Source organism: Streptomyces sp. MAI_2237 (genome assembly GCF_054189285.1).
This window is the reverse complement of record NZ_JAJPGQ010000001.1, coordinates 847,779-872,154: the sequence shown is the minus strand read 5'-3', so window position 1 is coordinate 872,154 and position 24,376 is coordinate 847,779. Positions and strand designations below refer to the sequence as shown.

23 protein-coding genes and 1 pseudogene are annotated in these 24,376 nt (G+C 71.6%); 11 read left to right on the top strand and 13 right to left on the bottom strand.

What is annotated here, in order from left to right:
• Positions 1-5: 5 nt before the first annotated feature.
• The 3 genes and pseudogenes from LN251_RS04070 to LN251_RS04060 all read right to left on the bottom strand — a co-directional run bounded on the left by LN251_RS04070 (position 6) and on the right by LN251_RS04060 (position 3,796).
• Positions 6-1,869 (bottom strand): annotated as a pseudogene (locus tag LN251_RS04070) (ABC transporter ATP-binding protein).
• A gap of 836 nt (positions 1,870-2,705) precedes the next feature.
• Complete coding sequence (locus LN251_RS04065; protein ID WP_362992594.1) at positions 2,706-3,140, bottom strand: hypothetical protein; 435 nt, start codon at positions 3,138-3,140, stop codon at positions 2,706-2,708.
• On the bottom strand, positions 3,137-3,796 hold the full coding sequence (locus LN251_RS04060; RefSeq protein WP_458243118.1) for an ATP-binding protein: 660 nt from the start codon (positions 3,794-3,796) through the stop codon (positions 3,137-3,139). Before LN251_RS04060 ends, LN251_RS04065 begins: the two co-directional genes overlap by 4 nt.
• Positions 3,797-4,022: 226 nt before the next feature.
• Here LN251_RS04060 and LN251_RS04055 point away from each other — a divergent pair, with 226 nt between their 5' ends.
• Positions 4,023-4,883, top strand: a complete 861-nt coding sequence (locus LN251_RS04055; RefSeq protein ID WP_458243117.1) for a helix-turn-helix domain-containing protein — start codon at positions 4,023-4,025, stop codon at positions 4,881-4,883.
• Entirely contained in the window at positions 4,884-5,138 is a 255-nt protein-coding gene (locus LN251_RS04050) for a DUF397 domain-containing protein (protein WP_058925966.1), read from the top strand. It begins immediately after the preceding gene.
• A 279-nt stretch (positions 5,139-5,417) separates the two neighbouring features.
• Here the strand turns inward: LN251_RS04050 and pdxR are convergent, their stop codons facing one another.
• Positions 5,418-6,875 carry a MocR-like pyridoxine biosynthesis transcription factor PdxR gene (gene pdxR, locus LN251_RS04045; RefSeq protein ID WP_458243116.1) on the bottom strand — a complete coding sequence of 486 codons (1,458 nt, stop codon included), beginning with the start codon at positions 6,873-6,875 and terminating at the stop codon, positions 5,418-5,420.
• Between the two features lie 47 nt (positions 6,876-6,922).
• On the opposite strand from pdxR, the gene LN251_RS04040 reads away from it, so the two are divergent.
• Complete coding sequence (locus LN251_RS04040) at positions 6,923-7,438, top strand: carboxymuconolactone decarboxylase family protein (protein ID WP_458243115.1); 516 nt, start codon at positions 6,923-6,925, stop codon at positions 7,436-7,438.
• A gap of 76 nt (positions 7,439-7,514) precedes the next feature.
• On the opposite strand, the gene LN251_RS04035 is transcribed toward LN251_RS04040, so the two are convergent.
• From LN251_RS04035 to LN251_RS04025, 3 genes are all read right to left on the bottom strand, one after another.
• A complete protein-coding gene (locus LN251_RS04035) occupies positions 7,515-9,002 on the bottom strand; it encodes a glutamate synthase subunit beta (protein ID WP_458243114.1) in 1,488 nt (495 codons plus the stop codon).
• A gap of 269 nt (positions 9,003-9,271) precedes the next feature.
• Positions 9,272-9,751: an anthrone oxygenase family protein gene (locus LN251_RS04030; protein ID WP_458243113.1), complete on the bottom strand. Its 480-nt coding sequence runs from the start codon at positions 9,749-9,751 to the stop codon at positions 9,272-9,274.
• A 153-nt stretch (positions 9,752-9,904) separates the two neighbouring features.
• On the bottom strand, positions 9,905-10,606 hold the full coding sequence (locus tag LN251_RS04025) for a DUF2293 domain-containing protein (RefSeq protein WP_458243112.1): 702 nt from the start codon (positions 10,604-10,606) through the stop codon (positions 9,905-9,907).
• A 181-nt stretch (positions 10,607-10,787) separates the two neighbouring features.
• On the opposite strand from LN251_RS04025, the gene LN251_RS04020 reads away from it, so the two are divergent.
• The 3 genes from LN251_RS04020 (at position 10,788) to LN251_RS04010 (ending at position 12,471) form a co-directional block, all read left to right on the top strand.
• A complete protein-coding gene (locus LN251_RS04020) occupies positions 10,788-11,420 on the top strand; it encodes a uridine kinase (RefSeq protein ID WP_458243111.1) in 633 nt (210 codons plus the stop codon).
• 78 nt (positions 11,421-11,498) lie between these two features.
• A complete protein-coding gene (locus LN251_RS04015; RefSeq protein WP_458243110.1) occupies positions 11,499-11,912 on the top strand; it encodes a PPOX class F420-dependent oxidoreductase in 414 nt (137 codons plus the stop codon).
• A 130-nt stretch (positions 11,913-12,042) separates the two neighbouring features.
• On the top strand, positions 12,043-12,471 hold the full coding sequence (locus tag LN251_RS04010; RefSeq protein ID WP_362992572.1) for a CBS domain-containing protein: 429 nt from the start codon (positions 12,043-12,045) through the stop codon (positions 12,469-12,471).
• A gap of 16 nt (positions 12,472-12,487) precedes the next feature.
• On the opposite strand, the gene corA is transcribed toward LN251_RS04010, so the two are convergent.
• Positions 12,488-13,615 (bottom strand): magnesium/cobalt transporter CorA, encoded by a 1,128-nt coding sequence (gene corA / locus LN251_RS04005; protein WP_058925974.1) that lies wholly within the window; start codon positions 13,613-13,615, stop codon positions 12,488-12,490.
• A gap of 269 nt (positions 13,616-13,884) precedes the next feature.
• Between corA and LN251_RS04000 the strand changes: the two genes are divergently transcribed.
• Positions 13,885-14,676, top strand: a complete 792-nt coding sequence (locus LN251_RS04000) for a methyltransferase domain-containing protein (RefSeq protein ID WP_458243109.1) — start codon at positions 13,885-13,887, stop codon at positions 14,674-14,676.
• Between the two features lie 320 nt (positions 14,677-14,996).
• Here LN251_RS04000 and LN251_RS03995 read toward each other — a convergent pair whose 3' ends face one another.
• Together LN251_RS03995 and LN251_RS03990 are read right to left on the bottom strand one after the other, a co-directional pair.
• A complete protein-coding gene (locus tag LN251_RS03995) occupies positions 14,997-15,956 on the bottom strand; it encodes a carbohydrate kinase family protein (RefSeq protein WP_458243108.1) in 960 nt (319 codons plus the stop codon).
• The gene (locus LN251_RS03990) at positions 15,953-16,858 is read right to left on the bottom strand and encodes a pseudouridine-5'-phosphate glycosidase (protein ID WP_458243264.1); all 906 of its coding nucleotides are present in this window, start codon (positions 16,856-16,858) and stop codon (positions 15,953-15,955) included. Before LN251_RS03990 ends, LN251_RS03995 begins: the two co-directional genes overlap by 4 nt.
• A gap of 102 nt (positions 16,859-16,960) precedes the next feature.
• On the opposite strand from LN251_RS03990, the gene LN251_RS03985 reads away from it, so the two are divergent.
• On the top strand, positions 16,961-17,389 hold the full coding sequence (locus tag LN251_RS03985; RefSeq protein ID WP_458243107.1) for a VOC family protein: 429 nt from the start codon (positions 16,961-16,963) through the stop codon (positions 17,387-17,389).
• 80 nt (positions 17,390-17,469) lie between these two features.
• On the opposite strand, the gene fdhA is transcribed toward LN251_RS03985, so the two are convergent.
• The 3 genes from fdhA to LN251_RS03970 all read right to left on the bottom strand — a co-directional run bounded on the left by fdhA (position 17,470) and on the right by LN251_RS03970 (position 20,274).
• Positions 17,470-18,696 carry a formaldehyde dehydrogenase, glutathione-independent gene (gene fdhA / locus LN251_RS03980; protein WP_458243106.1) on the bottom strand — a complete coding sequence of 409 codons (1,227 nt, stop codon included), beginning with the start codon at positions 18,694-18,696 and terminating at the stop codon, positions 17,470-17,472.
• Positions 18,697-18,799: 103 nt separating this feature from the next.
• Positions 18,800-19,354: a methylated-DNA--[protein]-cysteine S-methyltransferase gene (locus LN251_RS03975; protein ID WP_458243105.1), complete on the bottom strand. Its 555-nt coding sequence runs from the start codon at positions 19,352-19,354 to the stop codon at positions 18,800-18,802.
• Positions 19,355-19,401: 47 nt separating this feature from the next.
• Entirely contained in the window at positions 19,402-20,274 is an 873-nt protein-coding gene (locus LN251_RS03970; protein WP_458243104.1) for a glycerophosphodiester phosphodiesterase, read from the bottom strand.
• A 278-nt stretch (positions 20,275-20,552) separates the two neighbouring features.
• Here LN251_RS03970 and LN251_RS03965 point away from each other — a divergent pair, with 278 nt between their 5' ends.
• The 3 genes from LN251_RS03965 (at position 20,553) to LN251_RS03955 (ending at position 24,331) form a co-directional block, all read left to right on the top strand.
• Positions 20,553-21,416 (top strand): MHYT domain-containing protein, encoded by an 864-nt coding sequence (locus LN251_RS03965; protein ID WP_458243103.1) that lies wholly within the window; start codon positions 20,553-20,555, stop codon positions 21,414-21,416.
• A gap of 40 nt (positions 21,417-21,456) precedes the next feature.
• Positions 21,457-23,595: an excinuclease ABC subunit UvrB gene (uvrB, locus tag LN251_RS03960; protein WP_458243102.1), complete on the top strand. Its 2,139-nt coding sequence runs from the start codon at positions 21,457-21,459 to the stop codon at positions 23,593-23,595.
• Positions 23,596-23,752: 157 nt separating this feature from the next.
• On the top strand, positions 23,753-24,331 hold the full coding sequence (locus LN251_RS03955) for a TerD family protein (protein ID WP_458243101.1): 579 nt from the start codon (positions 23,753-23,755) through the stop codon (positions 24,329-24,331).
• Positions 24,332-24,376 lie beyond the last annotated feature (45 nt).

The following is a 24,376-nucleotide window of genomic DNA, read 5'->3' as shown; positions in this document are numbered from 1 at the left end:
ACGCGTCAGCCCGCCTCGGGGGCGGGCACCGGCGCGGTGAACTGTTCCGCCTGGAGCGAGTACAGCTCCGCGTAGATGCCGCCACCGGCCAGCAGCTCCTCCGGAGTGCCCGACTCCGCCAGCCGCCCCTGGTCGAGCACGTGCACCAGATCGGCGTGCCGAACGGACGCCAGCCGGTGGGTGATCAGGATCACGGTCTGGCCGGCCGACGCCAGGGCGCGGATCTTGTCGAAGACCTCCAGCTCGGCCCGGGCGTCCAGAGCCGCCGTCGGCTCGTCCACGACCAGGATCCGGCCGCGCCGGTAGGCCGCCCGCGAGATCCCCAGCCGTTGCCACTGACCGCCGGACAGCTCGTGCCCGCCGCTGAACTGCCGGGCGAGCAGGGTGTCCAGGCCGCGCGGCAGACCGGCCACCACACCCTCGGCACCGGCCTCGGCGAGCGCGGAGGCCATGCGCTCCTCCGTCAACGGCGCCGAGGAACGCCCGATCGCCACGTTGACGCGGGCCGTGAACGGCCAGCGCTTGAAGTCCTGGGCGACCATCGCGACCCGCTCGGCCAGCTGGTACCGGTCCGCGGTCGCCGCGTCCACGTCGTCCCACAGGACGCGGCCGCTGTCCGGCCGGTACAGGCCCGCCAGCAGCTTGACCAGGGTGGTCTTGCCGGAGCCGTTCTCGCCGACCAGGGCCACGATCCGGCCGAGCGGAAGGCTCAGGGTGACGTCGTCGAGGGCCGGGCGCGCGGACTCGCCGGGGTAGCTGAAGCTGACATGCTCGAAGCGGATCTCCCGGGGGTCCTCGGGCAGGGCGTCGCCGCCGACGGGGATCGCCCGCTCGGCCGCCTCGACGTACAGCCGCTGCAGGTCGCCCACGAACAGCGCGTCCTCGTGCAGCGAGTTCACCGCCACCACCAGGTTGTCCAGGCTCGACGAGCCCGTCCGGATCGCGATGACCGCCGTGCCCGCCACCGACAGCGCCATCGCCCCGGCCAGCAGCAGCCCGGCGAGCGTCGCGTACGTCGCCACGGTCGTCACGCCCGTCCAGGGCCGACGCGATCACCCCGGTACGCGCCGCCAGCCGTGCCAGCCGCGCCTGCTCCGCCTCCGCGGTCTCCGCCATGGCGCGGTAGTGCCGCAGCAGGAAGGGTCCGACGCCGTGCACCCGGATCTCGGGGGCCGCCTCCGGCTCGGTCAGCAGGCCGCTGACCAGGCGACTCGCCCGGGCGTGCTGCACCCAGGTGTGCCAGGACTCGTAGCGCCGCCGGGCGTTCGTCAGCGCGCCCCAGGCCGTCGGCAGCGTCATCGTCGCCAACAGCGGCAGCAGCACCGGATGCAGCACGGTCAGCACGCTCGCCGCCGCGACCAGCGATATCAGGGCGCTCACCACACGCGTGGCGTACGAGATCATCCGGCGCGCCGATCCGGCGCCGTACTGGGCGGTGTCCAGCAGTTTGTGGAAGGCGTGGTCCTCGATCGCGGCCAGCTCCACGGCGGCCGCCCGCTCCAGGTACAGCTCGGTGGCCACCCGCTCCACCTTGGGCTCCAGGCGCCCGGTCGCCCACGTGGACGCGGCCCGCAGCAGCGCCCCGACCAGGGCCACGGCGCCCATGACCGCCAGCACCGGTACGGCGTCGCGCAGCCGGTCCTCGATCGCGCCGCCGGCGATCAGCCGCCCCAGCACGCTGTTCATGGCCAGCAGGCCGACCGCCTGCGCCACGCCCCGGCCCACCTCGGCCGCGACCACCGCGCGCGCCGCCCGCCGGTCGGCCTGCCAGGCCAGCCGGCAGCTCGCCCCCAGCAGCTCCGGCAGCCGCGTGACCATGGCCCGCAGACTCAGCTCCAGGAAAGCGTCGTTGTGCCGGTTCCAGCCCATGTCGTAACGCAGCGGGCCGCCGAACAGCAACCGCTCCGACTCGGACAACCCGGGCTCGCCCGCACCGGCACGCTTCCGCCTCCGCCCGAGGACCCGCACCCTCCCACGCCGCCCCGAGGGACGGCCCGTCCCGTCCCCGCCGGAGTCCTGCGCGCCCGCGCCGCTGTCCTGGCTCCGGGCGTCCCCGTCCAGGATCGGTCCCCGCTCCTCCGCGCGCCCCGCGTCCTGCGTTCCGTCGGAGTCACGAGTCCCCGCGCCGCTGTGGGGGCTCCGGGCGTCCGCGCCCCGTGTCGGTCCGCGCCGCTTCCCAGGTCCCTCGGAGTGCCGTGTCCCGGCGCCCCCGTCCGGCCCCTGGGCTCCCTCGCGGGCGTCCGCCCCCGGCATCCGTGCCTGCTCCTCCGCGCCCCGCGCGTCCTCCGGTCCGTCCGCGTTCCGCGTCTTCGTCACCGCCGGCTTCCCCCTTCTCCTCGCCGGACGGCCACTATCGCGGGACGGCGTTCGCGGGGGCAGGGCGTGGGTGGGAGAAGGCCGAGCGCGCGGGCGTACGCCCCAGGACGGTGCACGGGTCGCACACAACCGATGTTAGGTCGGCACGGGTGGGGGACCGGGTCCTTATGAGGGTGCATGGTCCGTGCGGCACTGGCACCGGGCCGGCACGGTGGGGAGCGGGTCCCTACGAGGGTGCATGGTCCGTGCGGCACTGGCACCAGGCCGGTTCCGGTGGCCGGTCGGGTCCCCACGACGGTGCATGGTCCGTGCGGAACCGGTACCGGGCCACCGCCGGTGGCAGACGGGGCACCCCGCCCGATGTTTACGCAACCACGGGCCTCAGGCCGTCACGCGATGACGGGGCGGGACCAGGTCGGTGTCGTTCCCGTGACCCGGCACAGGGCCAGGTACAGCGGTATCGGCGGGGTGTAGGGGAGTGTGCCGTCCGGCTTGTGGATCAGGCCGGGGACCGCCGGGGCGTCCGGAACTACCGCCCCGGCGGCGTACAGGGCGGGGGCCGGCCACTCCAGGGCGTAGTCGGAGTCGGACGGGACGAGCCACCACCAGTGCGCCTCATCGGCGTAGACGCACCCCACCCGTGGCAGCCGGGGCATCAGCAACGGGCCGAAGCGGGCGGGTACCGCCACCGCGTCGCAGCCCAGCGGGGCCGTCATCCCCTCGGGTACGGGCAGCCGCCGGGGCCTGCCCGAGCCGTGCAGTCCGCGCTTGAGGCGGACCAACGTGTCCAGGCTCAGCACCTGGCCGCCGGATGCGGCCCTCACTCCCGTCCCCCCTCTCGGAGCCGCCCGGTCGGAGCGGCCCCCACGGCCCCCGTCCCGTGCTGCGCCTCCGCTTCCTCGCCGTCCCCCGAGCCGCCGGCCTGGCCGGGCTTGGGGCGGGCTCCCCAGCCCAGGTCGTTGCAGGGTCCGCAGTCGTGCCACGGCTCGTCGGCCTGGCGCGGCAGCTCCGCCCAGACCAGCAGGCCAGGGCCGTGTTCGTACGCTCCCCACGCGTGACAGAGGGAGTCGATGAGAAGCAGTCCCCTCCCGTGCTCCTCCTCGGGCCGAGCCCGCGACGGGTGGGGCGCACCCGGCGCACAGCCCTCGTCACGCACGGCTATGCGCACCAGGTCCTCGCCGTCGTGCAGCTCGCAGACGATGAGGCTGCTCGCGGTGTGGACGAGGGCGTTGGTGACCAGCTCGGTGACCACCAGGGCGGCGGTGTCGCAGATGTCCTCGCACACCGACCAGCCGTTCAGCCGCGCCCGGGTCATGCGTCTGGCCTGCGCGGGAGAGCCCGGATGGGCGGCCAGCTCGAATCGGAACCGGCGCTCGGCAGCGACCCTTGCGGGGTCTGCTCCCGGGGCGGCACCGAGGCTGTGGGGGTGGCCTGCGGCGGCGTCTGTTCCTAAGGGCGCGGACGGAATCACGCTTGCCACTATCGCCCCGGCGTGAACACTTGGCAAGTGTCACTCTGAAAATTGCAGAGTGCGGTGTGACGTTGTGGAACGGCGTGGCACACTGCTCGCAACAGCACGTCGAGCGGCGCCAGTTGAGATCAGCGTGGATCGGTACCGAACCGTACAGATCTTCGAATAGGTCTTCGAATGGCGCCGTATGGCTGTCAGCATGCTGGTGGATTCCCAGGGGTCGAGGAGGTGGAGGGTGAGCGAGCCGCGGTCGGCGCCGACGGTCGGTCAGGTCGTCCTCGGCAGACGCCTGCTGGACCTGCGGGAACGCGCCGGGCTCAAGCGCGAGGAGGCCGCAAAGGTCCTGCGCGTCGCCCCCGCCACGGTCCGCCGCATGGAGATGGCCGAGGTCGGCCTCAAAATCCCGTACCTGCAGCTGCTGCTGAAGTCCTACGGCATCTCCGACGAGGAGGCCGAGACCTTCGTGCAGCTGGCCGAGGAGGCCAACAAGCCCGGCTGGTGGCAGCGGTTCCACGACATCCTGCCCGGCTGGTTCTCCATGTACGTCAGCCTGGAGGGCGCGGCCTCCCTCATCCGCTCCTACGATCCGCACTTCGTCCCCGGCCTGCTGCAGACCGAGGACTACGCGCGCGGTGTGCTGAAATCGGGCGCCATCGGCCAGACCCGCCCCGAGGACATCGAGCGCCACGTCGCGTTGCGCATACAACGCCAGGAACTGCTCACCCGCACGGACGCGCCCCGCTTCTGGGCCGTGTTCGACGAAACCGCGCTGCGCCGCCCCGTCGGCGGCCCGGAGGTGATGCGTGCCCAGATCGACAAGCTGCTCGACGCCACGAAGCTGCCCAACGTCACGCTGCAGGTCGCCCCGTTCCTGAGCGGCCCGCACCCCGGTACGTTCGGGCCCTTCGTGCTGTTCCGATTTGCCATGTCAGAACTGCCGGACATGGTCTACAGCGAGTACCTGACCGGCGCCGTCTATCTGGACGCGCGCTCCGAGGTGGCGACCCACCTCGAGGTCATGGACCGCATGGCGGCGCAGGCCGCTACGGCACATCGCACGAAGGAGATCCTCCAGGATCTCCGCAAGGAGCTGTGAATGGATCGCATCAAGCCGCGCAAACACGTCTACAACGGCATGCCCGCACGGGAGTTGGGCAGCGAGGGCTGGCACAAGCCCTGGAGCGGCGGCAACGGCGGCAACTGCCTGGAAGCGATGAAACTCGCCGACGGCCGGATCGCCGTTCGCCAGTCCACCGACCCGGACGGCCCGGCGCTGATCTACACCACCGACGAGATGACGGCGTTCATCGAGGGTGCCAAGGCGGGGGAGGCGGACTTCCTGCTGTCGTGACGCGATGGTCCGGCGCTCGATCGAACTTTCCTTTCGTGATGATGAAGTGATGGGTAAGCAGTCCATGGTGGAGATCGACCTCAGGAAGTGGGGACGGGCCGGCAGATGCCGGTCCCGGGCCTCCGCGTGCCGTGCGTGGCACGTGTCAACCGAGCCCTCAAGCACGCCGACCGAGCCCTCCCGCACACGGGCTGAGTCCTCCCCTGCCGGGATCTGACGAAGTCCGCGCAGGCCGACCTCCGGTCCTGGACGTCGGCCTGCGCGGCGCGGGGGCCCATGTCAGATCGCGCCGGGCAACCCCCGGCACAGGGCCTCCAACGCCGCCTCGTACGCGTGCTCCGGGGGTGTCGCGTACCCCACGACCAGGCCGTCGACGGCTTCCATGTCCGTCTCCGGATGCCGGAACGCGGCCAGCCCGTCCAGCGCGACGCCCTGCCGGGCCGCGGCCTTGACGACGGACCGCTCGGTGCCGGGCGGCAGTCGCAGCACCGCGTGCAACCCCGCCGCCACCCCGGTCACCTCGAGGTGCGGTGCCTGCGCGGCGAGTGCGGCCACGAGCCGGTCGCGCCGGCTCCGGTACCGCTGCCGCATCCGCCGTACATGACGGTCGTAGGACCCGCTCGCGAGGAAGTCGGCGAGGCTCAGCTGGTCGAGGACGCTCGCCCACGCCTCGCGCTCGCCCTTGGCCGCCAGCACGCCCTCGACGTACCGCTCGGGCAGCACCATCCACCCCAGCCGCACGGCCGGTGACAGGCTCTTGCTGACCGAACCGAGCAGGATCACCCGCTCGGAGTCGAGTCCCTGGACGGCGCCGACGGGCTTGCGGTCGTAGCGGAACTCCCCGTCGTAGTCGTCCTCCAGCACCACGCCGCCGCGTGCCCGGGCCCAGTCGATCACGGCCGACCGGCGCTCGGCGTGCAGCGGCCCACCCGTCGGGAACTGGTGCGCGGGCGTCAGCAGCACGGCCCGCTCCGGCCCCAACCGGTCCACCCGCGCCCCGTGTTCGTCGAGGGGCAGCGGTACGGTGCGCACGCCCGCGTCCGCGAGCAGGTCCCGGTGGAAGGGCAGCCCGTACGCCTCCACGGCTAGCGGCCCGCGCAGCACCCCGCCGCCGAACAGCAGCCGCAGGGCGTGCGCGAAACCGGAGCAGACCACGATCCGGTCCGCGTCGGTCCGCACGCCACGCGCGCGTGCCAGATACTCCGCGAGCGCCTCCCGCAACTCGACGCGTCCGGCCGGGTCGCCGGGCCCGAACACCTCGTTGGGGGCCTGCTGGAGAGCCCGCCGATAGGAGGTCAGCCAGGCCGCGCGGGGGAACGCGGAGGCGTCCGGGGTGCCCTGACGCAGGTCGTGCGGCGGGGTGCGGAGCGCGGTGGGTGCGGTGGGCGCGGCCGGCGTGGAGGCACGCGCGCGCGGGGGCGCCTTCGCGGACCCCCGCCGGGTGCGCGGCAGCGGTGCGGTGCGGTCCGCGACCCGGGTGCCCGAACCCTGCCGGGCGGTCAGCCAGCCCTCCGCGACGAGTTCCGCGTAAGCGTCGGCCACCGTGTTGCGGGCGACGCCCAGGTCGGCGGCGAGCGAACGGTAGGGCGGCAGCCGGGTGCCGGGCGCGAGCCGCCCGTCGCGCACGGCCTCGCGGAGTGCGGCGCTGAGCGCGGCCCGCTGTCCGCCCGTCCCGGACAGCTCCAGGTGCAGATCGGCCCCGTCCCGCTCGGCGGAATTGACCCACGATTTCGCCATGGAAATGCACCCTACTGTGGGTCTTTCGGCTCCGTAGGGTCGAGCACATGACGACGCACGCGACGCACCCCGCCTCCACGACCGTTTCCGCCGGCCCCGCAGCCGCTTCCCCTCGCCCGCGCCTGGACTTCGCGCAGTCCGCCCCCAAGGTCTTCCGTGCCCTCGTCGGCTTCGACGCCGCCGCCCGCGAGGGTCTCGACCCGGCCCTCGTCGAACTGGTCCAGATCCGTTCCTCGCTCCTCAACCACTGCGCGTACTGCCTGCACATGCACACCAACGACGCCCGTAAGGCGGGTGAGAGCGAGGACCGGCTGCACATGGTCGCCGTCTGGCGCGAGGCCCGCCACTTCTTCACCGACAAGGAGCAGGCCGCCCTCGCCCTGACGGAGGCGGTGACACTGGTGTCCGACGGCGGCGTCCCCGACGACGTCTACGCCGAGGCCGCGGCCCGTTTCGACGAGGAGGAACTCGCCCATGTGCTGGCCCTGATCCTCGCCATCAACACGTGGAACAGGGTGGCGCTGTCGACGGGCAAGGTGGCGGGGACGGACGAGCGCCGCTGAGGCACCGCTCCGCTCGCCGCACGGGGGTCGCCGCCGCTGAGGCAACCCCGTTCGCCGCAGTGTCCGCCGCCGCCCGCTACACCATCATCGGCCGGTCGAACGGACCGATCGGAGCCGGGAGCTGTGAACTCCCCGTCAGGTGCCGGTCCACGGCCGCCGCCACCGCCCGTCCCTCCGCGATCGCCCACACGATCAACGACTGCCCGCGCGCGGCGTCCCCGGCGGCGAACACGCCCGGCACACTCGTCGCGAACCCGACGTCCCGCCTGATCGTCCCACGCGGCTCCATCCGAATCCCCAGCTGGTCGATCAACCCGTCGGCCCGGTCCGGTCCGGAGAAGCCGAGCGCCAGCAGCACCAGGTCGGCGGGCAGCGCCCGCCCGGTGCCCGGCAAGGGACGCCGGGCCGCGTCGACCTCGACCAGCTGCAGCGACCGCACATGCCCGTCCTCGTCCCCGGTGAAGCGCAGTGTGGATGCCGCGAACAGCCGCGCGTCCGCGCTCGCCGCCGGCGCCGTCCGAAGATCACGCGCCTCCTCGTGGGCGGCCGACAGCCGGTAGATCTTCGGGTACGTCGGCCACGGCTCGGCGTCCTCGTCGCGCTCGGCGCCCGGCTGAGCGTAGATGTCCAACTGGGTCACCGAGGCGGCCCGTTGGCGCACCGCCGTCCCCAGGCAGTCGGCGCCCGTGTCCCCGCCGCCGACGATGACGACATGCTTCCCGGCGGCCGACACGGGGGAGTTCTCCAGGTCCCCCTCGCACACCCGGTTGGCCAGCGGAAGGTACTCCATGGCCTGATGTATGCCGTCCAACTCACGCCCCGGCACGGGCAGTTCGCGCCACGCCGTCGCCCCGGTGGCGATCACCACGGCGTCGTAGCGCGTGCGCAGCTCGGCCGCCCCGACATCCCGGCCGACGGCCGTCGACGTACGGAACTTCGTCCCCTCCGCCCGCATCTGCTCGATCCGCCGCTCGAGATGGTGCTTCTCCATCTTGAACTCCGGGATGCCGTACCGCATCAGCCCGCCGAGCCGGTCGTCCCTCTCGTACACCGCGACCGTGTGCCCGGCCCGTGTCAGCTGCTGTGCCGCCGCCAGCCCGGTCGGCCCCGAGCCGATCACCGCGACGGTCCGTCCGGAGAGCCGCTCCGGCGGCCGCGGCGGCGCCAGCCCCAGTTCCCAGGCTCGGTCGGCGATCGCGGCCTCGACGTTCTTGATGGTCACCGCGGGCTGGTTGATGGCCAGCACACACCCCGCCTCGCACGGCGCGGGACACAACCGCCCGGTGAACTCCGGGAAGTTGTTGGTCGCGTGCAGCCGGTCGGCCGCCTGCCGCCAGCCGTCCCGGCTGACCAGGTCGTTCCACTCGGGGATCAGATTGCCGAGCGGACAGGCTTCGTGGCAGAACGGTACGCCGCAGTCCATGCACCGGTCGGCCTGCTCGGTGACGAGGGGCAGCAACGCCCCGGGGACGTAGACCTCGTTCCAGTCCCGGACGCGCTCCTCGACCGGTCGGCGGGGCCAGTCCTGCCGGGGCGTGGTCATGAAACCCTTGGGATCGGCCATGGCCGGTTTCCTTGCGTACGGGTGCGGCGGCCGTGCGTCAGCGGGCGGCACTCTTCCGGCCACGATACGACGGGTCGGGCACCAGCGCAGAGTGGGCCGACAGCGCTTGCCGGCCGGCCTTCCCAGGGGTCCCACAGCCCACCCCCGCAACCTCTCAGGGCCCCCTCAGTCCGCACCCAGGCCTCTCACGGCCCGCGTGGTCCGCACCCAGACCTCTTACGGCACCCGGCTCCGCCCTCTGGACCTCGTGGGACGCCGGAGAGCCGCCCTCAGGTGATCGCCAGCACATAGGCCACCGCCGCCCCGGCCGAGGCCACCGTCCGGACGTGGTTCCAGAACGTCCACTCGCGCACGTACGCCGGCCAGTACGCCGCCGCCTCGGAGGTACCCGGGTCCAGCCTGGCCAGGGTCTCGTTGCGGGGGACGTTCGCCACCATGGTCACTCCGAAACACCCGAACAGATACAGCGCGCTGCCCACCAGCAGCTCCACCGTCCCGCTCTCGGGCCACAGCACGAACGTCACCACACCGATCACCGCGCACAGCACCGCCGACCCCACGAACACGATCATGAACGCCGGCATCACCGCCGTCACGTTGATCGCGTTCATCGCCGCCACTCCCTGCGCGGGCGGCAGCGTGGCCAGCGCCCGCATCACGAACGTCGAGAACCCGCAGAACACCCCGGCCACCAGACCGGTCCCGAGCACTCCCAGCACCGTCAGCCAGAAGTACGGCCCATCGATCACCACAACGTCAACTCCCCGTGTCGGCCGGGACATCGCCCGGCGCCCCCGTCACCACCAGTCGAACCCCGCCCGAGCACCGAGGCCATGGCCGATAAACGCGGGTGCATGCGCGAGCGTCCACGCCCACGACGCGAGCCACCGGTCCCCGGGCCCTCAGCCGGCCTCCGCACCCGTGCCCGCCGTCCGCCAGCTCCGCAGCACCGTCTCCACGCCCGCCCTGATCCGCCGGCGAGCCTCGTGCCGCGGCACCCCGCTCATCAGCAGCTGGTCGTACGGCGTCTCCAGATGCCGCACGGACGCCGCCACCGCCGCGACGACCGCCTCCTCCGACAACGCCCTCCCCGCCGCGCTCCGGCCCACCCGCCCACTGCCGCGCACCGACGCGTGACCGGCGACGGCCCGCGCCCGCTCCTGCGGGCACCCGGGAAACAGCCGCCGTATCTCCGCCGCGAACGCCTCCGCGAACCGCACGTCCTCGGTGGCCCGCCGCCGCGTGTCCCGAGCCCGGCGCCGGCGCCGGGCCTCCGCGTCCGCCAGGCACCGCTCCTCGGCCCGGGCCAGCCCCGCCTCCTCGACCAGGACACCCTGCCGCTCGTAGCGCGACTTGCGCCGGTTGAACCGCACGACGACCGCCGACAGCGTGCTTTCCTCCCGCGACCGCCGCGTCAACGCCGTGTCACCGCGCGGCAGGAACACGAGATGCCCCAGGTCGGCGCAGTCCAGACAGCGCGGCACCCCCTCTTCGAGCACGAGCATCGCCAGCGGCCCCGCGAGGCAGTCCGCGCAATGGCGTCTCTTGAGCGGCTGGATGACGAGAAGTCCGGTGCGGTGCGGAGGAGTCGCGAGGTGCGCCATACATGTTTCCTTCCCCTGCCTCATCCGCGGAGCACTCCGAATCCCGCCCTTCGCGCCCCCGTGGCAGCCGCCCCGGCCGGACGCGACGCCCGCGGGTCCTGGCGGCCTCGGTCCGCCGCGTCGCCGCTGGAGCCCGAGGCCCGGACGCATGCCGACCGGCCCCTGACGCATCATGGGCCCTGTGCGACTCGAAGCGATCACCTGGGACCGGCTCGGCGACCTCCTGGCCGAGCGCCTGCTCGACCTGAAGCCGGCCGACGGCAGTCCCTGGCCCCGCGTCGCCGTCGACGGAGCCCCGGCGGCCCGCCCGCAGGACCTCGCCGAACGCGTCGCCGACTCCCTGCGCACACGCGGCCGCCCCTCGCTGGTCGTCGGCGCGCAAGGCTTCCTGCGCCCGGCCTCCGTCCGCCTCGAATACGGCCGCCAGGACCTGGAGGCCTACTACAACGGCTGGTTCGACACCGGCGCGCTGTGGCGCGAGGTCTTCGGCCCCCTCGAACCCGGCGCCGACGGCCGTGTCCTGCCCGACCTGTGGGACCCGGCCACCGACCGTGCCACCCGCAGCGACTATGTCCAACTCCCGCCGGGTGGAATCCTGTTGCTCCACGGCCCCCTCCTGCTGCGCCACTGGTTCCCCTTCGACCTGACCGTTCACGTCCTCCTCTCGCCCGGCGCCCTGCGCCGCCGCACCCCCGAGGCCGACCACTGGACCCTCCTCGCCTACGAGCGCTACGAAGCCGAGACCGACCCGGCCGCCACGGCCGACGTGCTCGTACGCGCGGACGACCCTCGCCATCCGGCGTGGAGCGGGTGATGGGGGCCAGGGGGGGGCGGCATGGATGGGTCCGGCACACCTCTTTTCTATGCACGTGCATTTAACTATCCTGTCCGCATGACGACCTCCTCCACGGATCCCGTCTCCCTCGACGCGTCCGTCCGTGCCCTCCTCGACGGCAAGAACTTCGCCAGCGTCGCCACGCTCGGTCCCGACGGGGCCCCGCACAACTCGGTCGTGTGGATCAAGCGCGAAGGCGACACCGTGCTCTTCTCCTCGACCGCCGGCCGCCAGAAGGTGCGCAACCTCCGCCGCGACCCCCGTGTCAGCCTCACGGTCTTCGACCTCGCCGACCCCTACACCTCGGTCGAGATCCGCGGCACCGCCGAGATCCTCCCCGACGAGGGCAAGCGCCTGCCGCACGACCTCTCGCACAAGTACCTCGGCATCGACCCGCCCGCGGAGAAGGACGACGAGGTCCGCGTGATCCTCCGTGTCACACCGCGGAGGATCGTGGGCTTCTCCGCCTGACCGCTCCCCGTCGCCGTCGGGCGCCCCCGGTTCCGGATGCGTCCGTCATGTCGCGCGGCGAGAATGTAGGGCGCCGGTTTCCGCGGTGCGTCCCGTGCCGCGCCGGCCGCCCGGCATCGGGAGGTACTCCATGACCACCGCCGGAGACATCATGCACCGGGGCGCCCAGTGGATCCCCGCTCACGAGACCCTGGACCGCGCCGCCCAGCTCATGCGCGAGCTGAACGTCGGAGCCCTGCCCATCAGCGACGAGGACGAGCGGCTGTGCGGCATCCTCACCGACCGCGACATCGTCGTCGGCTGTGTGGCCATGGGCCACGACCCGGCCAAGGTGACCGCCGGCGAGATGGCCAAGGGCACCCCGCGCTGGATCGACGCGGACGCCGATGTCGGCGACGTTCTGCGGGAGATGCGCGACCACCAGATCCGTCGGCTTCCCGTCATCGACAACAAGCGGCTGGTCGGCATGATCAGCGAGGCCGACCTCGCCCAGCACCTGACGGAGGACCAGATCGCCGACTTCGCCCATGGCGTCTACGCCAGGACGACGACCGGCTGACCCTCGTACCCGGAGCTCACAGCCAGCCGTTGCGCCGGAACCCGCGGTAGAGGACCAGGCACGCCGCCGAGATCACGGCTATCACCAGGGGGTAGCCGAACCTCCAGTGCAGCTCCGGCATGTACTGGAAGTTCATGCCGTACACCCCGCAGACCATCGTCGGTACGGCGATCACCGCGGCCCAGGCGGTGATCTTCCGCATGTCCTCGTTCTGCGCGACGGTGACCTGCGCCAGGTGGGCCTGCAGGATGGAGTTGAGCAGCTCGTCGAACGAGGCGATCTGCTCCTTCACCCGCGTGAGGTGGTCGAGGACATCGCGGAAGTACGCCTGTATCTCCGGGTCGACCACCCGGATCGGCCGTGTCGCGAGATCCTCGACCGGGCGGGCGAGCGGCACCACGGCCCGCTTCAGCTCCAGGAGTTCGCGCTTGAGCTGGTAGATCCGCCCGGGGTCGGTCCGCGCGCCGCTCTCCGCGAACACGTCCGTCTCCACCTGGTCGATGTCCGCCTGCACCGAGTCCGTGACGTTGAGGTAGTCGTCGACCACGTGGTCCGCGATCGCGTGCAGCACCGCCGCCGGCCCCTTGCCCAACTGCTGCGGATCGGCCTCCAGCTCCTCGCGCAGCGGGCCGAGGGAGCCGTGCATGCCGTGCCGGACGGTGATCACGAAGTCCTCGCCCACGAACACCATGATCTCGCCGGTGTTCACCACCTCGCTGGTCGCCGTCAGCTGCTCGTGCTCGACGTAGCAGACCGTCTTGAACACCGCGAACAGCGTCTCGCCGTACCGCTCCAGCTTCGGACGCTGATGTGCCTCGACCGCGTCCTCCACCGCCAGCGGGTGCAGGTCGAACAGCTCGGCGATGCCCGCGAACTCCTGGTCCGTCGGCTCGTGCAGACCGAGCCAGACGAAGCCGTCCCGGTGCTTGCGCACACGCTCCACCGTGTCGACCAGATCGCTGCCTTCCGGCACCCGCACACCGTCGCGGTAGCTCACGCAGTTCACCACCGAGGAGCCCAGAGGGGACCGGGCCGGATGGCTCAGGTCGACGCGCGGGCGCCGTCGAGCCAGCCGTGCCACCTTGCGGAGGCCGCCGGCCCTGCCGAGGCTCGTGACCTTCCGCAGATTCCCTGCCATGGACATCTGGATCTCCTCGCGTGGATCTCCTCGTGCGTGACGCGCCGTTCGCGTCGGGAGCCCCTCAGCTCCTCCTGCTCGTTCGCGCTGCGCCGCATTCCTGCGTCGTGGCGCGCCAGTCTGCCAGGTCTTCGTAAGCGCCGGGTGAGCCTGTGGGAGCAGCTGATTCCGCTTTGTTCCCGGCTGTGGACGACGGGGCTCACCCCTCCAACTTGGACGTCGAGGTCGTCGCGTCGACCGCTCGCCGCAAGCGGGGCAACTGGGATGATCGCGGCATGACGCGATCCGACGGGTATCTCCTCGACAACCGGCAGAGCGAGGCGGCCGAGCGTTTCAACGCCTTCGCCACGCTCTTCGACCCCACGACCTTCCGGCACCTCGAAGGATTCGGCGTCGGCCCCGGCTGGCGCTGCTGGGAGGTCGGCGCCGGCGGCACCTCCGTCGTGTCCTGGCTGGCCAAGAAGGTCGGACCGACCGGAAAGGTCGTCGCCACCGACATCGACACCTCCCTCCTGGCCGCCGCCCGCCCACCGGTGGACGTCCGCGTCCACGACGTCGGCGCAGAGGAACCGCCGGGGGAGGGCTTCGACCTGGTGCACGCCCGGCTCGTCCTCGTCCACGTCCCCGACCGCGAACGGGCGTTGCGGTCGATGATCAAGGCCCTGCGTCCCGGTGGCCGGCTCCTGATCGAGGACGCCGACCCGGCCCTCCAGCCTCTCGTCTGCCCCGACGAGCACGGCCCCGAGCAGCGCCTCGCCAACCGCCTGCGCAACGGCTTCCGTCGGCTTCTCGCCGACCACGGCGCCGACCTCGCCTACGGCCGCCGCCTGCCCCGCCTGCTGCGGGAGGCGGGCCTGCGGAACGTGGCGGCCGACGTCTACTTCCCGCTCGCCTCACCCGCCTGCGCGGCCCTGGAATCCGCCACGATCCGCCAGATCCGCGGTCGGCTCGTCGAGGCCGGCCTCGCCACGGACCAGGACATCGATACCCACCTCGCGAACGTCGCCGTCGGCGGAATGGACCTGGCCACGGCCCCGATGATCTCCGCGTGGGGCCGCAGGGCGTAGACGCGCCGGGGGTCGGGACACGACAGGTGCGTCACCGCGCGATCCATCACGACGTCCACTCAGCGCTTCCGTCGACTCCGGCCCCCGCCCAGCCCTTCCGCCTGGCCACGGGCCCCGCCCAGCTGTTCCGAGACCACGGACCCCTACCCAGCCGCTCTCCGACCACGGGCCTCACCCGCCCTTCCACCTGACCACGGGCCCCCGCCCAGCGCTTCCACCCGACCACGGGGCCCTCGCCAAGCCCTTCCTCCCGACCACGGACCCCAGCTCAGTCCTTCCCGGCGTCTGCTCAGCCCTTCCTCCCGACCACGGCCCCCGGCTCAGCCCCTCCCTGGCGGCCTCCCACCCACCCGCTCGACGGCCTGCGCCCCGGCCCTGCAGCCTTCCCGTGCCGCGTCCTCCGGTTCGGCGCCGGCGACCAGCGCGGCGAGGAAGGCGCCGGTGAAGGCGTCACCGGCCCCTGTGGTGTCGGTCGGCGTCGCCGGTACGGCGGGGACGCGGGCGGACACCGCACCGGAGCGGGCCACCAACGCCCCGTCCCGGCCCTGCTTGGCCACCACCAGCGGCACGTGCAGGCTCAGTTTCGCGGCCGCGTCCGACGCGTCGGGGAGCCCGGTGAGCAGGCACGCCTCGTCCCGGCTCGGCAGCAGCAGGTCCAGACCGTCGACGAGTTCCAGGTAACGGTCCACCCCGAGCCGCGTGAGGAAACCCGCCGACGCGGGGTCGAGGCTCACCGGCACACCACGCGCGCGTGCCGCCCTCAGCGCCACCGTGACCAGCGCGCGGCTGGGCTCGGAGAACAGCAGGTAGCCCGACAGGTGCAGCCGGGCCACCCCGTCCAGCAGCGCGTCGGACCAGTCACCGGGCTCCAGGCGCAGGGACGCCCCGCTGTCGGTGAGGAACGTCCGCTCGGCTGCGTCGCCCGTGTCGACCAGGCAGATCACCGTCCCCGTGGCCGCCTGCGGATCGACGACGAGCCGGGGCCGCACCCCGCAGGCGGCCAGCTCCCGCTCGTGCCAGTTTGCCGCGTCCGCGCCGACCCGCCCCAGCAGCCGTACCTCCGGGCAGCCCCAATACGCGGCCCAGCAGGCCACATTGGCGCCGGCGCCGCCCGGCACCGTGCGGATCGCGGCAGCCGTGTCCGTCCCCGGTGCCAGCGGCCCCTGATGCCGGGCCACGACGTCCGTGATCACGTCACCGACGACGAGCAGGGCACCGGCCTCCGAGGCCGCCGCCGCCCGCGCGTCGCCGCCCCCCGCCCCCTGCGGCGTCGTCGTCACGCCCCGGTCCAGGCCGCCGCGATCCGCGCCGCGAGCCTCACGTTGCCGCGTACCGCCGCCAGGTTGGCGCTCAGCGAGGCGCCGTCGGTGTGCCGCACCAGGTAGTCGAGCAGGAACGGCGTGACGGCCTGCCCGGTGACCCCCTCCGCCTCGCAGGCGTGCAGCGCGTCGGCCAGCACGCGTGCGTGCAGCTCGGGATCGAGCTGCTCCTCCTCGGGCACCGGGTTGGCGACGATCAGCGCCGACTCGGGTCCGTCGAGCGCGTCCTGCGCCCGCATGACGTCCGCCACCTGCCCGGGGCTGTCCACCGTCCACTCCACCGGATGTCCCGAGTCGGACAGGTAGAAGCCGGGGAAGCGGTCCGTACCGTATCCGGCCACCGCGACGCCCAGCGTCTCCAGACGCTGCAACGTCGCCGGCACGTCCAGGATCGACTTCACCCCCGCGCACACCACGGTGATCCGCGTCCGCGCCAGCAGTCCCAGGTCGGCCGACTCGTCCTGCGTCACCGTCCACTCCCGGTGCACCCCGCCGAGCCCGCCCGTGGCGAACACCCGCACCCCTGCAAGCGCCGCCAGCAGCGCCGTCGCCGACACGGTGGTCGCCCCGCTGACCCCCGACGCCACCGCGAGCGGCAGGTCGCGGTGGCCCAGTTTGCGGATGCCGTCCTCGTTCGCGACCCGCTCCAACTGCTCCTTGTCGAGGCCGACATGGGGCCGCCCGTCCAGCACGGCGATCGTCGCCGGAACGGCGCCCTCGCGTCGTACGACGTCCTCCAGCTCCAGCGCGACCTGCAGGTTCCGCGGACGCGGCAGCCCGTGCGCGATGATCGTCGACTCCAGGGCCACCACGGGTCGACGCGCGTCGACCGCCTCGCGTACTTCCTCCGCCACCACCAGCACCACGAGCCCGCCTCCTGTCGTTCGTTCTTCCCTCATCTCTGGCGAGCGGCGTGCCCCGTCAAACCCTTGCGGTGCGTGGGGGACGACACCAGCCTGGGGTGCATGAAGGACAACAAGGCACGTCTCGACCACGTCGTCCTCTGGGTACGCGATCCGGTGGCGTCGGCCGGCTTCTACGAGAAGACCGTCGGCCTGGAAACGCTTCGGCTCACCGACTTCGCCGCGGGCGAAGCGCCCTTTCCCTCGGTACGGCTCAACGAGGAGACCATCCTCGATCTCATGCCGCTCACCATGGTGGAGCGGATGCGGATGCTCCCGGGGGCCGCCGACAGCTCGGGCCACCCGGTCAACCACGTCTGCCTGGCCATGCCCGCCGAGGACTTCGAGGAACTGCGCGGCCGACTCCAGGAGAGCTCGGTGCCCGTGTCGGACATCGACCAGGATTCCTTCGGCGCCCGCGGAAAGGCCAGGCGCAGCTTCTACTTCCGTGACCCCGACGGCAACGTCTTCGAGGCCCGGCACTACGACTAGCGGATCGCGACCGGTGGAGCGGAGGGGGATGCCCACGCGCGCGTGGCCGTGCACGTGGGCACCGTCCCTCGCGCCGGGCCTCAGACGGGCTGCAGTCCGTCCAGTGCCCCGTGGGGATTCAGCACGTACTTGCGGCTGGCGCCCTGGTCGAACTCGGCGTAGCCGCGCGGCGCGTCCTCGATGCCGATGACGGTCGCGTTGACCGCCTTGGCGATGTGCACGCGATCGTGCAGGATCGCCCGCATCAGATTCCGGTGGTACTTCATCACCGGGCACTGCCCGGTCGTGAAGCGGTGGCTCTTGGCCCAGCCCAGGCCCAGCCGCACCTTCAGCGTCCCCGACTTCGCGTCCTCGTCGACCCCGCCGGGGTCGTCCGTGACGTAGAGACCCGGGATGCCCAGGGCGCCGCCCGCGTGGGTGATCGACATCAGCGAGTTGAGGACCGTGGCGGGCGCCTCCTGGGCGTCCGGGCCGTGGGCCCGGGCCTCGAAGCCGACGGCGTCGACCGCCGCGTCCACCTCGGGCTCCCCGAGGATCTGCTCGATCTGCTCCCCGATGTCGCCCTTGGACACGTCGACGGTCTCGCAGCCGAAGCTCCGCGCCTGGGCGAGTCGTTCGGTGTTGAGGTCGCCGACGATGACCACCGCGGCACCCAGCAGCTGCGCCGACGCGGCCGCCGCCAGGCCGACCGGCCCGGCACCGGCGACGTACACCGTCGAGCCGACACCGGCGCCCGCGGTGACCGCACCGTGGAACCCGGTCGGGAAGATGTCCGACAGCATGGTGAGGTCGAGCAGCTTCTCGCGGGCCTGGTCCCGGTCGGGGAACCTCAGCAGGTTGAAGTCCGCGTACGGGACCATGGCGTACTCCGCCTGGCCGCCGACCCAGCCGCCCATGTCGACATAGCCGTAGGCCGCTCCCGGACGCGCCGGGTTGACGTTCAGGCAGATGCCTGTCTTGCGCTCCTTGCAGTTGCGGCACCGCCCGCAGGCGATGTTGAACGGTACGGAGACGATGTCGCCGACTTCGACGAACTCGACGTCCGGACCCCGTTCGACGACCTCTCCGGTGATCTCGTGGCCGAGGACCAGCCCCTGGGGGGCGGTCGTCCGCCCGCGCACCATGTGCTGGTCGCTGCCACAGATGTTGGTGGCGAGCACTTTGAGGATCACCCCGTGCCGGCACTTGCGGCCGACGTTCTCGGATGCGACCCCCGGCCCGTCCTTCACTTCAAGCGTCGGGTAGTCGATGGTTTCCACTTCCACCGCGCCCGGCTTGAGATACGCGACTGCCCTGTTTCCGCTCATGCGTGATCGCCGTCCTTTCGGCTTCCGAGCCATCGGATGCCAGTGGCTGTGCGCATGTTCGAGTCTGCTACCGCCTGACCTTCGCTGCCACCCTGCGCGCGGGTCAGAACAGCGGCTCGGGCAGCACACCCTCCAGGGCGAGCAGCTTCCGCTTGGTCTCCAGCCCGCCGCCGAAACCGCCGATGCCCCCGTCGCTCTCCACGACCCGGTGGCAGGGCACCACGACCGGCAGCGGATTGGAGCCCATGGCCACCCCCACGGCCTGCGCCGCGCCCGGCTGCCCCACCCGCCCGGCCAGGTCGCCGTAGCCGACGACGGCGCCGTAGGGCACGCCGGACGCCAACTCGCGCAGCACCTGCCGGTTGAAGCCGGAGATCAGTGACCAGTCCAGCGGCAGATCGAAGTCGTGCCGCTCGCCCGCGAAGTACGCCTGCACCTGGCGTATCGCCTCGGCCAGCAGGGGCGAGTCGGGTGCCTCGACGGGCTCGCCGCCCAGCCGCGACCGCAGCCGTTCGAGCGCCTTGTCGCGTACCGCGTCCGTGGCGTGGAACACGACGTTGACCAGACCCTCGTGGGTCGCGGCGAGCAGCAGCGGACCGATCCCGGTGCCGACCACCGCCCACACGACCTGCTGCTCGTACCGCCCATCGCTGTCCATGCGCCCACCGTACGGCCCGGCACTGACAACGCCCACCCGGCCGCCGCTCAGGGGGACTGCAGTGCCGCCTGGACCGCGTCCGGCTTGTTCGTGATGACGCCGTCGACCCCGTACCGCGCCGCCCGACGGGCGGTGTCCGCGTCGTCGACGGTCCAGGCGAAGACCGACAGCGGCGTGCCGTGCGGGCCCCTGAACGCGTGCACCGCGGAGACGTAGCCCGCCGAGACCGAACCGAGGGAAGGATTGATCCCGTCGGTGAACTCCGCGTACTGGGGCAGGTGGGCGGCGGTCGGCGTACCGAGGTAGGCCGTCCTGACCGCGGGCTTCAGATCGTGGACGATCTTCAGGCTGTCCGCGCTGAAGCTCTGCACGATCAGCCGGCCGGCCAGGTGCCGGTGGTCCAGCCAGCCGTCGTTGCCCAGCAGCTTCAGGATCTGCCGTTCGATGCCCGGATACAGCTGCGGGTTCTTGATCTCCAGCAGCAGCTTCTCGTGATTGCGCTCGACGCGGCGCATGTACTGCTCCAGCGTCGGCACGCGCGTGCCCGCGTACCGGGGCGCGAACCAGGAGCCCGCGTCCAGGCGAGCGATCTCGTCCGCGGTGAAGTCCTTCACCTTCCAGGGCGCGCGGTGCGGGAAGACCTTCTGCACGTCCGTCGTGCGCCGCAGGCTGTCGTCGTGGAGGACGACGAGCTTGCCGTCCTTGGTGCGCTGAACGTCGTTCTCGACCCAGGAGAAGCCCATACGGGCCGCCTTGTCGATGGAGGCCAGGGTGTTCTCCGGCGCGTACGCGGAGGCGCCCCGGTGGGCGATGACCACAGGCGGCTCGCCGTCGCCCGCCCGGGCGTCGGAACCGGGCAGCAGAAAGGCGGCGGCCCCCAGCAGCGCGGTGACGATGGCGGCAACAGCGCGCGCGTACATACGCACTCCTCACGTCGAGCGATCACGGACAGCTCAACTGTGACAGCACTGAGTCAACGGCAACGGGGTACAGGATGGCCACACATGGCATGGAGTTGCCCAAGTTCGCTCACTGGTGCCGCACAACTGGGGCAACGACGTGTTTCTTTGCCGGAAAATCGTTCGACCATTCCGGTGGGGGTCATACTCTCTGCCTCACCCCTGAACGCTCGGCAGGTCGGGGGAGGGGGCGCAATCAAGGAATTCCGGTACGCAAAGGGCGGGAAGGGCAGCCGCGCATGCAAGGCACGGTCGACGGATTCAGCTACGGACTCGTCACACCGCTGGTGGCCTACCTCATGGCGTGCCTCGGTGGCGCCCTCGGCCTGCGCTGCACCACCAGATCCATGCTGGTGACCCACTCCTCACGTCCCGCCTGGCTCGCCCTGGGCTCCGCGGCGATCGGCTCCGGCATATGGACCATGCACTTCATCGCGATGATGGGGTTCACGGTCAAGCAGGCGCCCATCCACTACGACAAGGCCATGACGTTCGCCAGCCTGGCCGTCGCGATCGTGATGGTGGGCCTCGGGATCTTCATCGTCGGATACCGCGGCGCCAGGGGGACCGCCCTGTTCACAGGCGGAACGATCACGGGTCTGGGCATCGCGTCGATGCACTACCTGGGCATGGCCGCCATGCGCCTGAACGGCCGGCTGGAGTACAACACCCTCACGGTCGCCGTCTCCGTCGTCATCGCGATGTGCGCCGCCACCGCCGCCCTGTGGGCCGCGGGACAGGTCCGGGGGTTCCTGTGGAGCGTGGGCGCCAGCCTCGTCATGGGCCTCGCCGTCAGCGGCATGCACTACACGGGCATGGCCGCCCTCACCGTCCACCTGCACGGCACGTCCGCCCCCACCTCCGGCGAGTCGCCCGCGACCCTGCTGTGGCCGATGCTGGTCGGCCCGCTCGCCTTCCTCCTGATCGCCGCCGTGGTGGTGATGTTCGATCCGCTGATGGTCATGGGCAAGCCCGACTGGAGCCCCGTCGAGCACAAGCCGGGCGTGCCGGCCCACCCGTCCGTCCACCACCCCGCCCACCAGCCCCACCGACCGGTCCGGCCGCTGGGGCGACGCGGGTCCCGAACCCCGCAGAACCGCTGATCGGACCGCATTGTCAGTGGCGGGTCGTACGGTGGATGACATGCGGCCCGTTTCCAGCATCGAACGCACGGTGGCGCCCTTCGAGGTCGTCAGCCCCTACCAGCCCAGCGGCGACCAACCGGCGGCCATCGCCGACCTCGCCAAGCGCATCGAGGCCGGCGAGAAGGACGTCGTCCTGCTCGGCGCGACCGGCACCGGCAAGTCCGCCACCACCGCGTGGATGATCGAGAAGCTCCAGCGCCCCACGCTCGTGATGGCGCCGAACAAGACGCTGGCCGCACAGCTGGCGAACGAATTCCGCGAGCTGCTGCCGAACAACGCGGTCGAGTACTTCGTCTCGTACTACGACTACTACCAGCCAGAGGCCTACGTCCCCCAGTCGGACACCTACATCGAGAAGGACTCCTCGATCAACGAGGAGGTCGAGCGCCTGCGCCACTCCGCGACGAACTCGCTGCTCACCCGCCGCGACGTCATCGTGGTCGCCTCGGTGTCCTGCATCTACGGCCTCGGCACGCCGCAGGAGTACGTGGACCGCATGGTCCCGCTCCGGGTCGGCGACGAGATCGACCGCGACCAGCTGCTGCGCCGTTTCGTGGACATCCAGTACACGCGCAACGACCTGGCGTTCACCCGCGGAACCTTCCGGGTCCGCGGCGACACCATCGAGATCTTCCCGGTCTACGAGGAGCTCGCGGTCCGCATCGAGATGTTCGGCGACGAGATCGAGGCCCTCTCCACGCTCCACCCGCTCACCGGCGAGATCATCAGCGACGACCAGCAGCTGTACGTCTTCCCCGCCTCCCACTACGTCGCCGGCCCCGAGCGCATGGAGCGGGCCGTCAACGACATCGAGAAGGAGCTCGGCGAGCGCCTGGCGGAGCTGGAGAAGCAGGGCAAGCTCCTGGAGGCTCAGCGCCTGCGCATGCGCACGACGTACGACATCGAGATGCTCCGCCAGATCGGCTCGTGCTCCGGCGTGGAGAACTACTCGATGCACTTCGACGGCCGGTTGCCCGGCTCTCCGCCGAACACCCTGCTGGACTACTTCCCGGACGACTTCCTGCTGGTCATCGACGAGTCGCACGTCACCGTGCCGCAGATCGGCGCCATGTACGAGGGCGACGCCTCCCGCAAGCGCACCCTCGTCGACCACGGCTTCCGGCTGCCCTCCGCCCTCGACAACCGCCCGCTGAAGTGGGAGGAGTTCCAGGAGCGCATCGGGCAGACGGTGTACCTGTCGGCGACCCCGGGCAAGTACGAGCTCTCGCGCGGGGACGGCGTCGTCGAGCAGATCATCCGCCCCACCGGCCTCGTCGACCCGGAGGTCGTGGTCAAGCCCACCGAGGGCCAGATCGACGACCTGGTGCACGAGATCCGCACGCGCACCGAGAAGGACGAGCGCGTCCTCGTCACCACCCTCACCAAGAAGATGGCCGAGGACCTCACCGACTACTTCCTGGAGCTCGGCATCCAGGTGCGCTACCTGCACAGCGACGTCGACACCCTGCGCCGTGTCGAGCTGCTGCGCGAGCTGCGCGCGGGCGAGTTCGACGTCCTGGTCGGCATCAACCTCCTCCGTGAGGGCCTCGACCTGCCCGAGGTGTCCCTGGTGGCGATCCTCGACGCCGACAAGGAGGGCTTCCTGCGCTCCGGCACCTCCCTGATCCAGACCATCGGCCGCGCGGCGCGCAACGTCTCCGGCCAGGTCCACATGTACGCCGACAAGATCACCCCGGCGATGGAGAAGGCCATCGAGGAGACCAACCGCCGTCGGGAGAAGCAGGTCGCCTACAACAAGGAGCGGGGCATCGACCCCCAGCCGCTCCGCAAGAAGATCAACGACATCGTGGCGCAGATCGCCCGCGAGGACGTCGACACGGAGCAGCTCCTCGGCTCGGGCTACCGCAAGTCGAAGGACGGCAAGGGCGCCAAGGCACCCGTGCCCGCGCTCGGCGGCAAGGCCGCGGGCGGCGCCAAGTCCGCCAAGGGCAAGGCCAAGGAGACGGTCCCGACCGACCGTCCCGCGGCCGATCTCGCCGGGCAGATCGAGGAGATGACGGCGCGTATGCGCGCCGCCGCGGCGGACCTGCAGTTCGAGATCGCCGCCCGACTGCGCGACGAGGTCTCCGAGATGAAGAAGGAACTGCGCCAGATGAAGGAAGCGGGACTGTCCTGACCTCGCCGGTCCACGCCGTGCCCCGGCCCGCCGGCTGTGTTGCAAGACCGACACAAAGCGGGAGCCGGGGTACGGCACTGTCAGTGCTCCTGCGTAGGGTTCTGCTCAACCGCGGACACCGCGGCAACAGGGGACAGCTCGAGAGGGGAATCAGCGCGTGACCGTCAACATGACCAAGGGTCAGGCCATCAGTCTGCAGAAGAACGACGGGGGCAGCCTGACCGCGGTGCGCATGGGTCTCGGCTGGCAGGCGGCCCCCCGGCGCGGCCTGTTCGGTTCGCGTACGCGGGAGATCGACCTGGACGCCTCCGCCGTCCTGTTCGCCGACAAGCAGCCCGTGGACGTCGTCTTCTTCCGCCACCTCGTCAGCGACGACGGCTCCGTGCGCCACACCGGCGACAACCTCGTCGGAGGTGTCGGCCAGGGCGGCGACGACGAGGCGATCCTCGTCGACCTCGCTCGCGTCCCGGTCCACATCGACCAGATCGTCTTCACCGTGAACTCCTTCACGGGACAGACCTTCCAGGAGGTGCAGAACGCCTTCTGCCGCCTCGTCGACGAGACCAACGGCCAGGAACTGGCCCGCTACACGCTCGCGGGCGGCGGTGCCTACACGGCCCAGATCATGGCGAAGGTGCACCGCTCGGGCGCGGGTTGGACGATGACGGCCATCGGCACCCCGGCCAACGGCCGCACCTTCCAGGACCTGATGCCGGCGATCCTGCCGGTCCTGTAGGACCACCCGACGACACACGGCACACCGGCGACACAGGGGGACGAG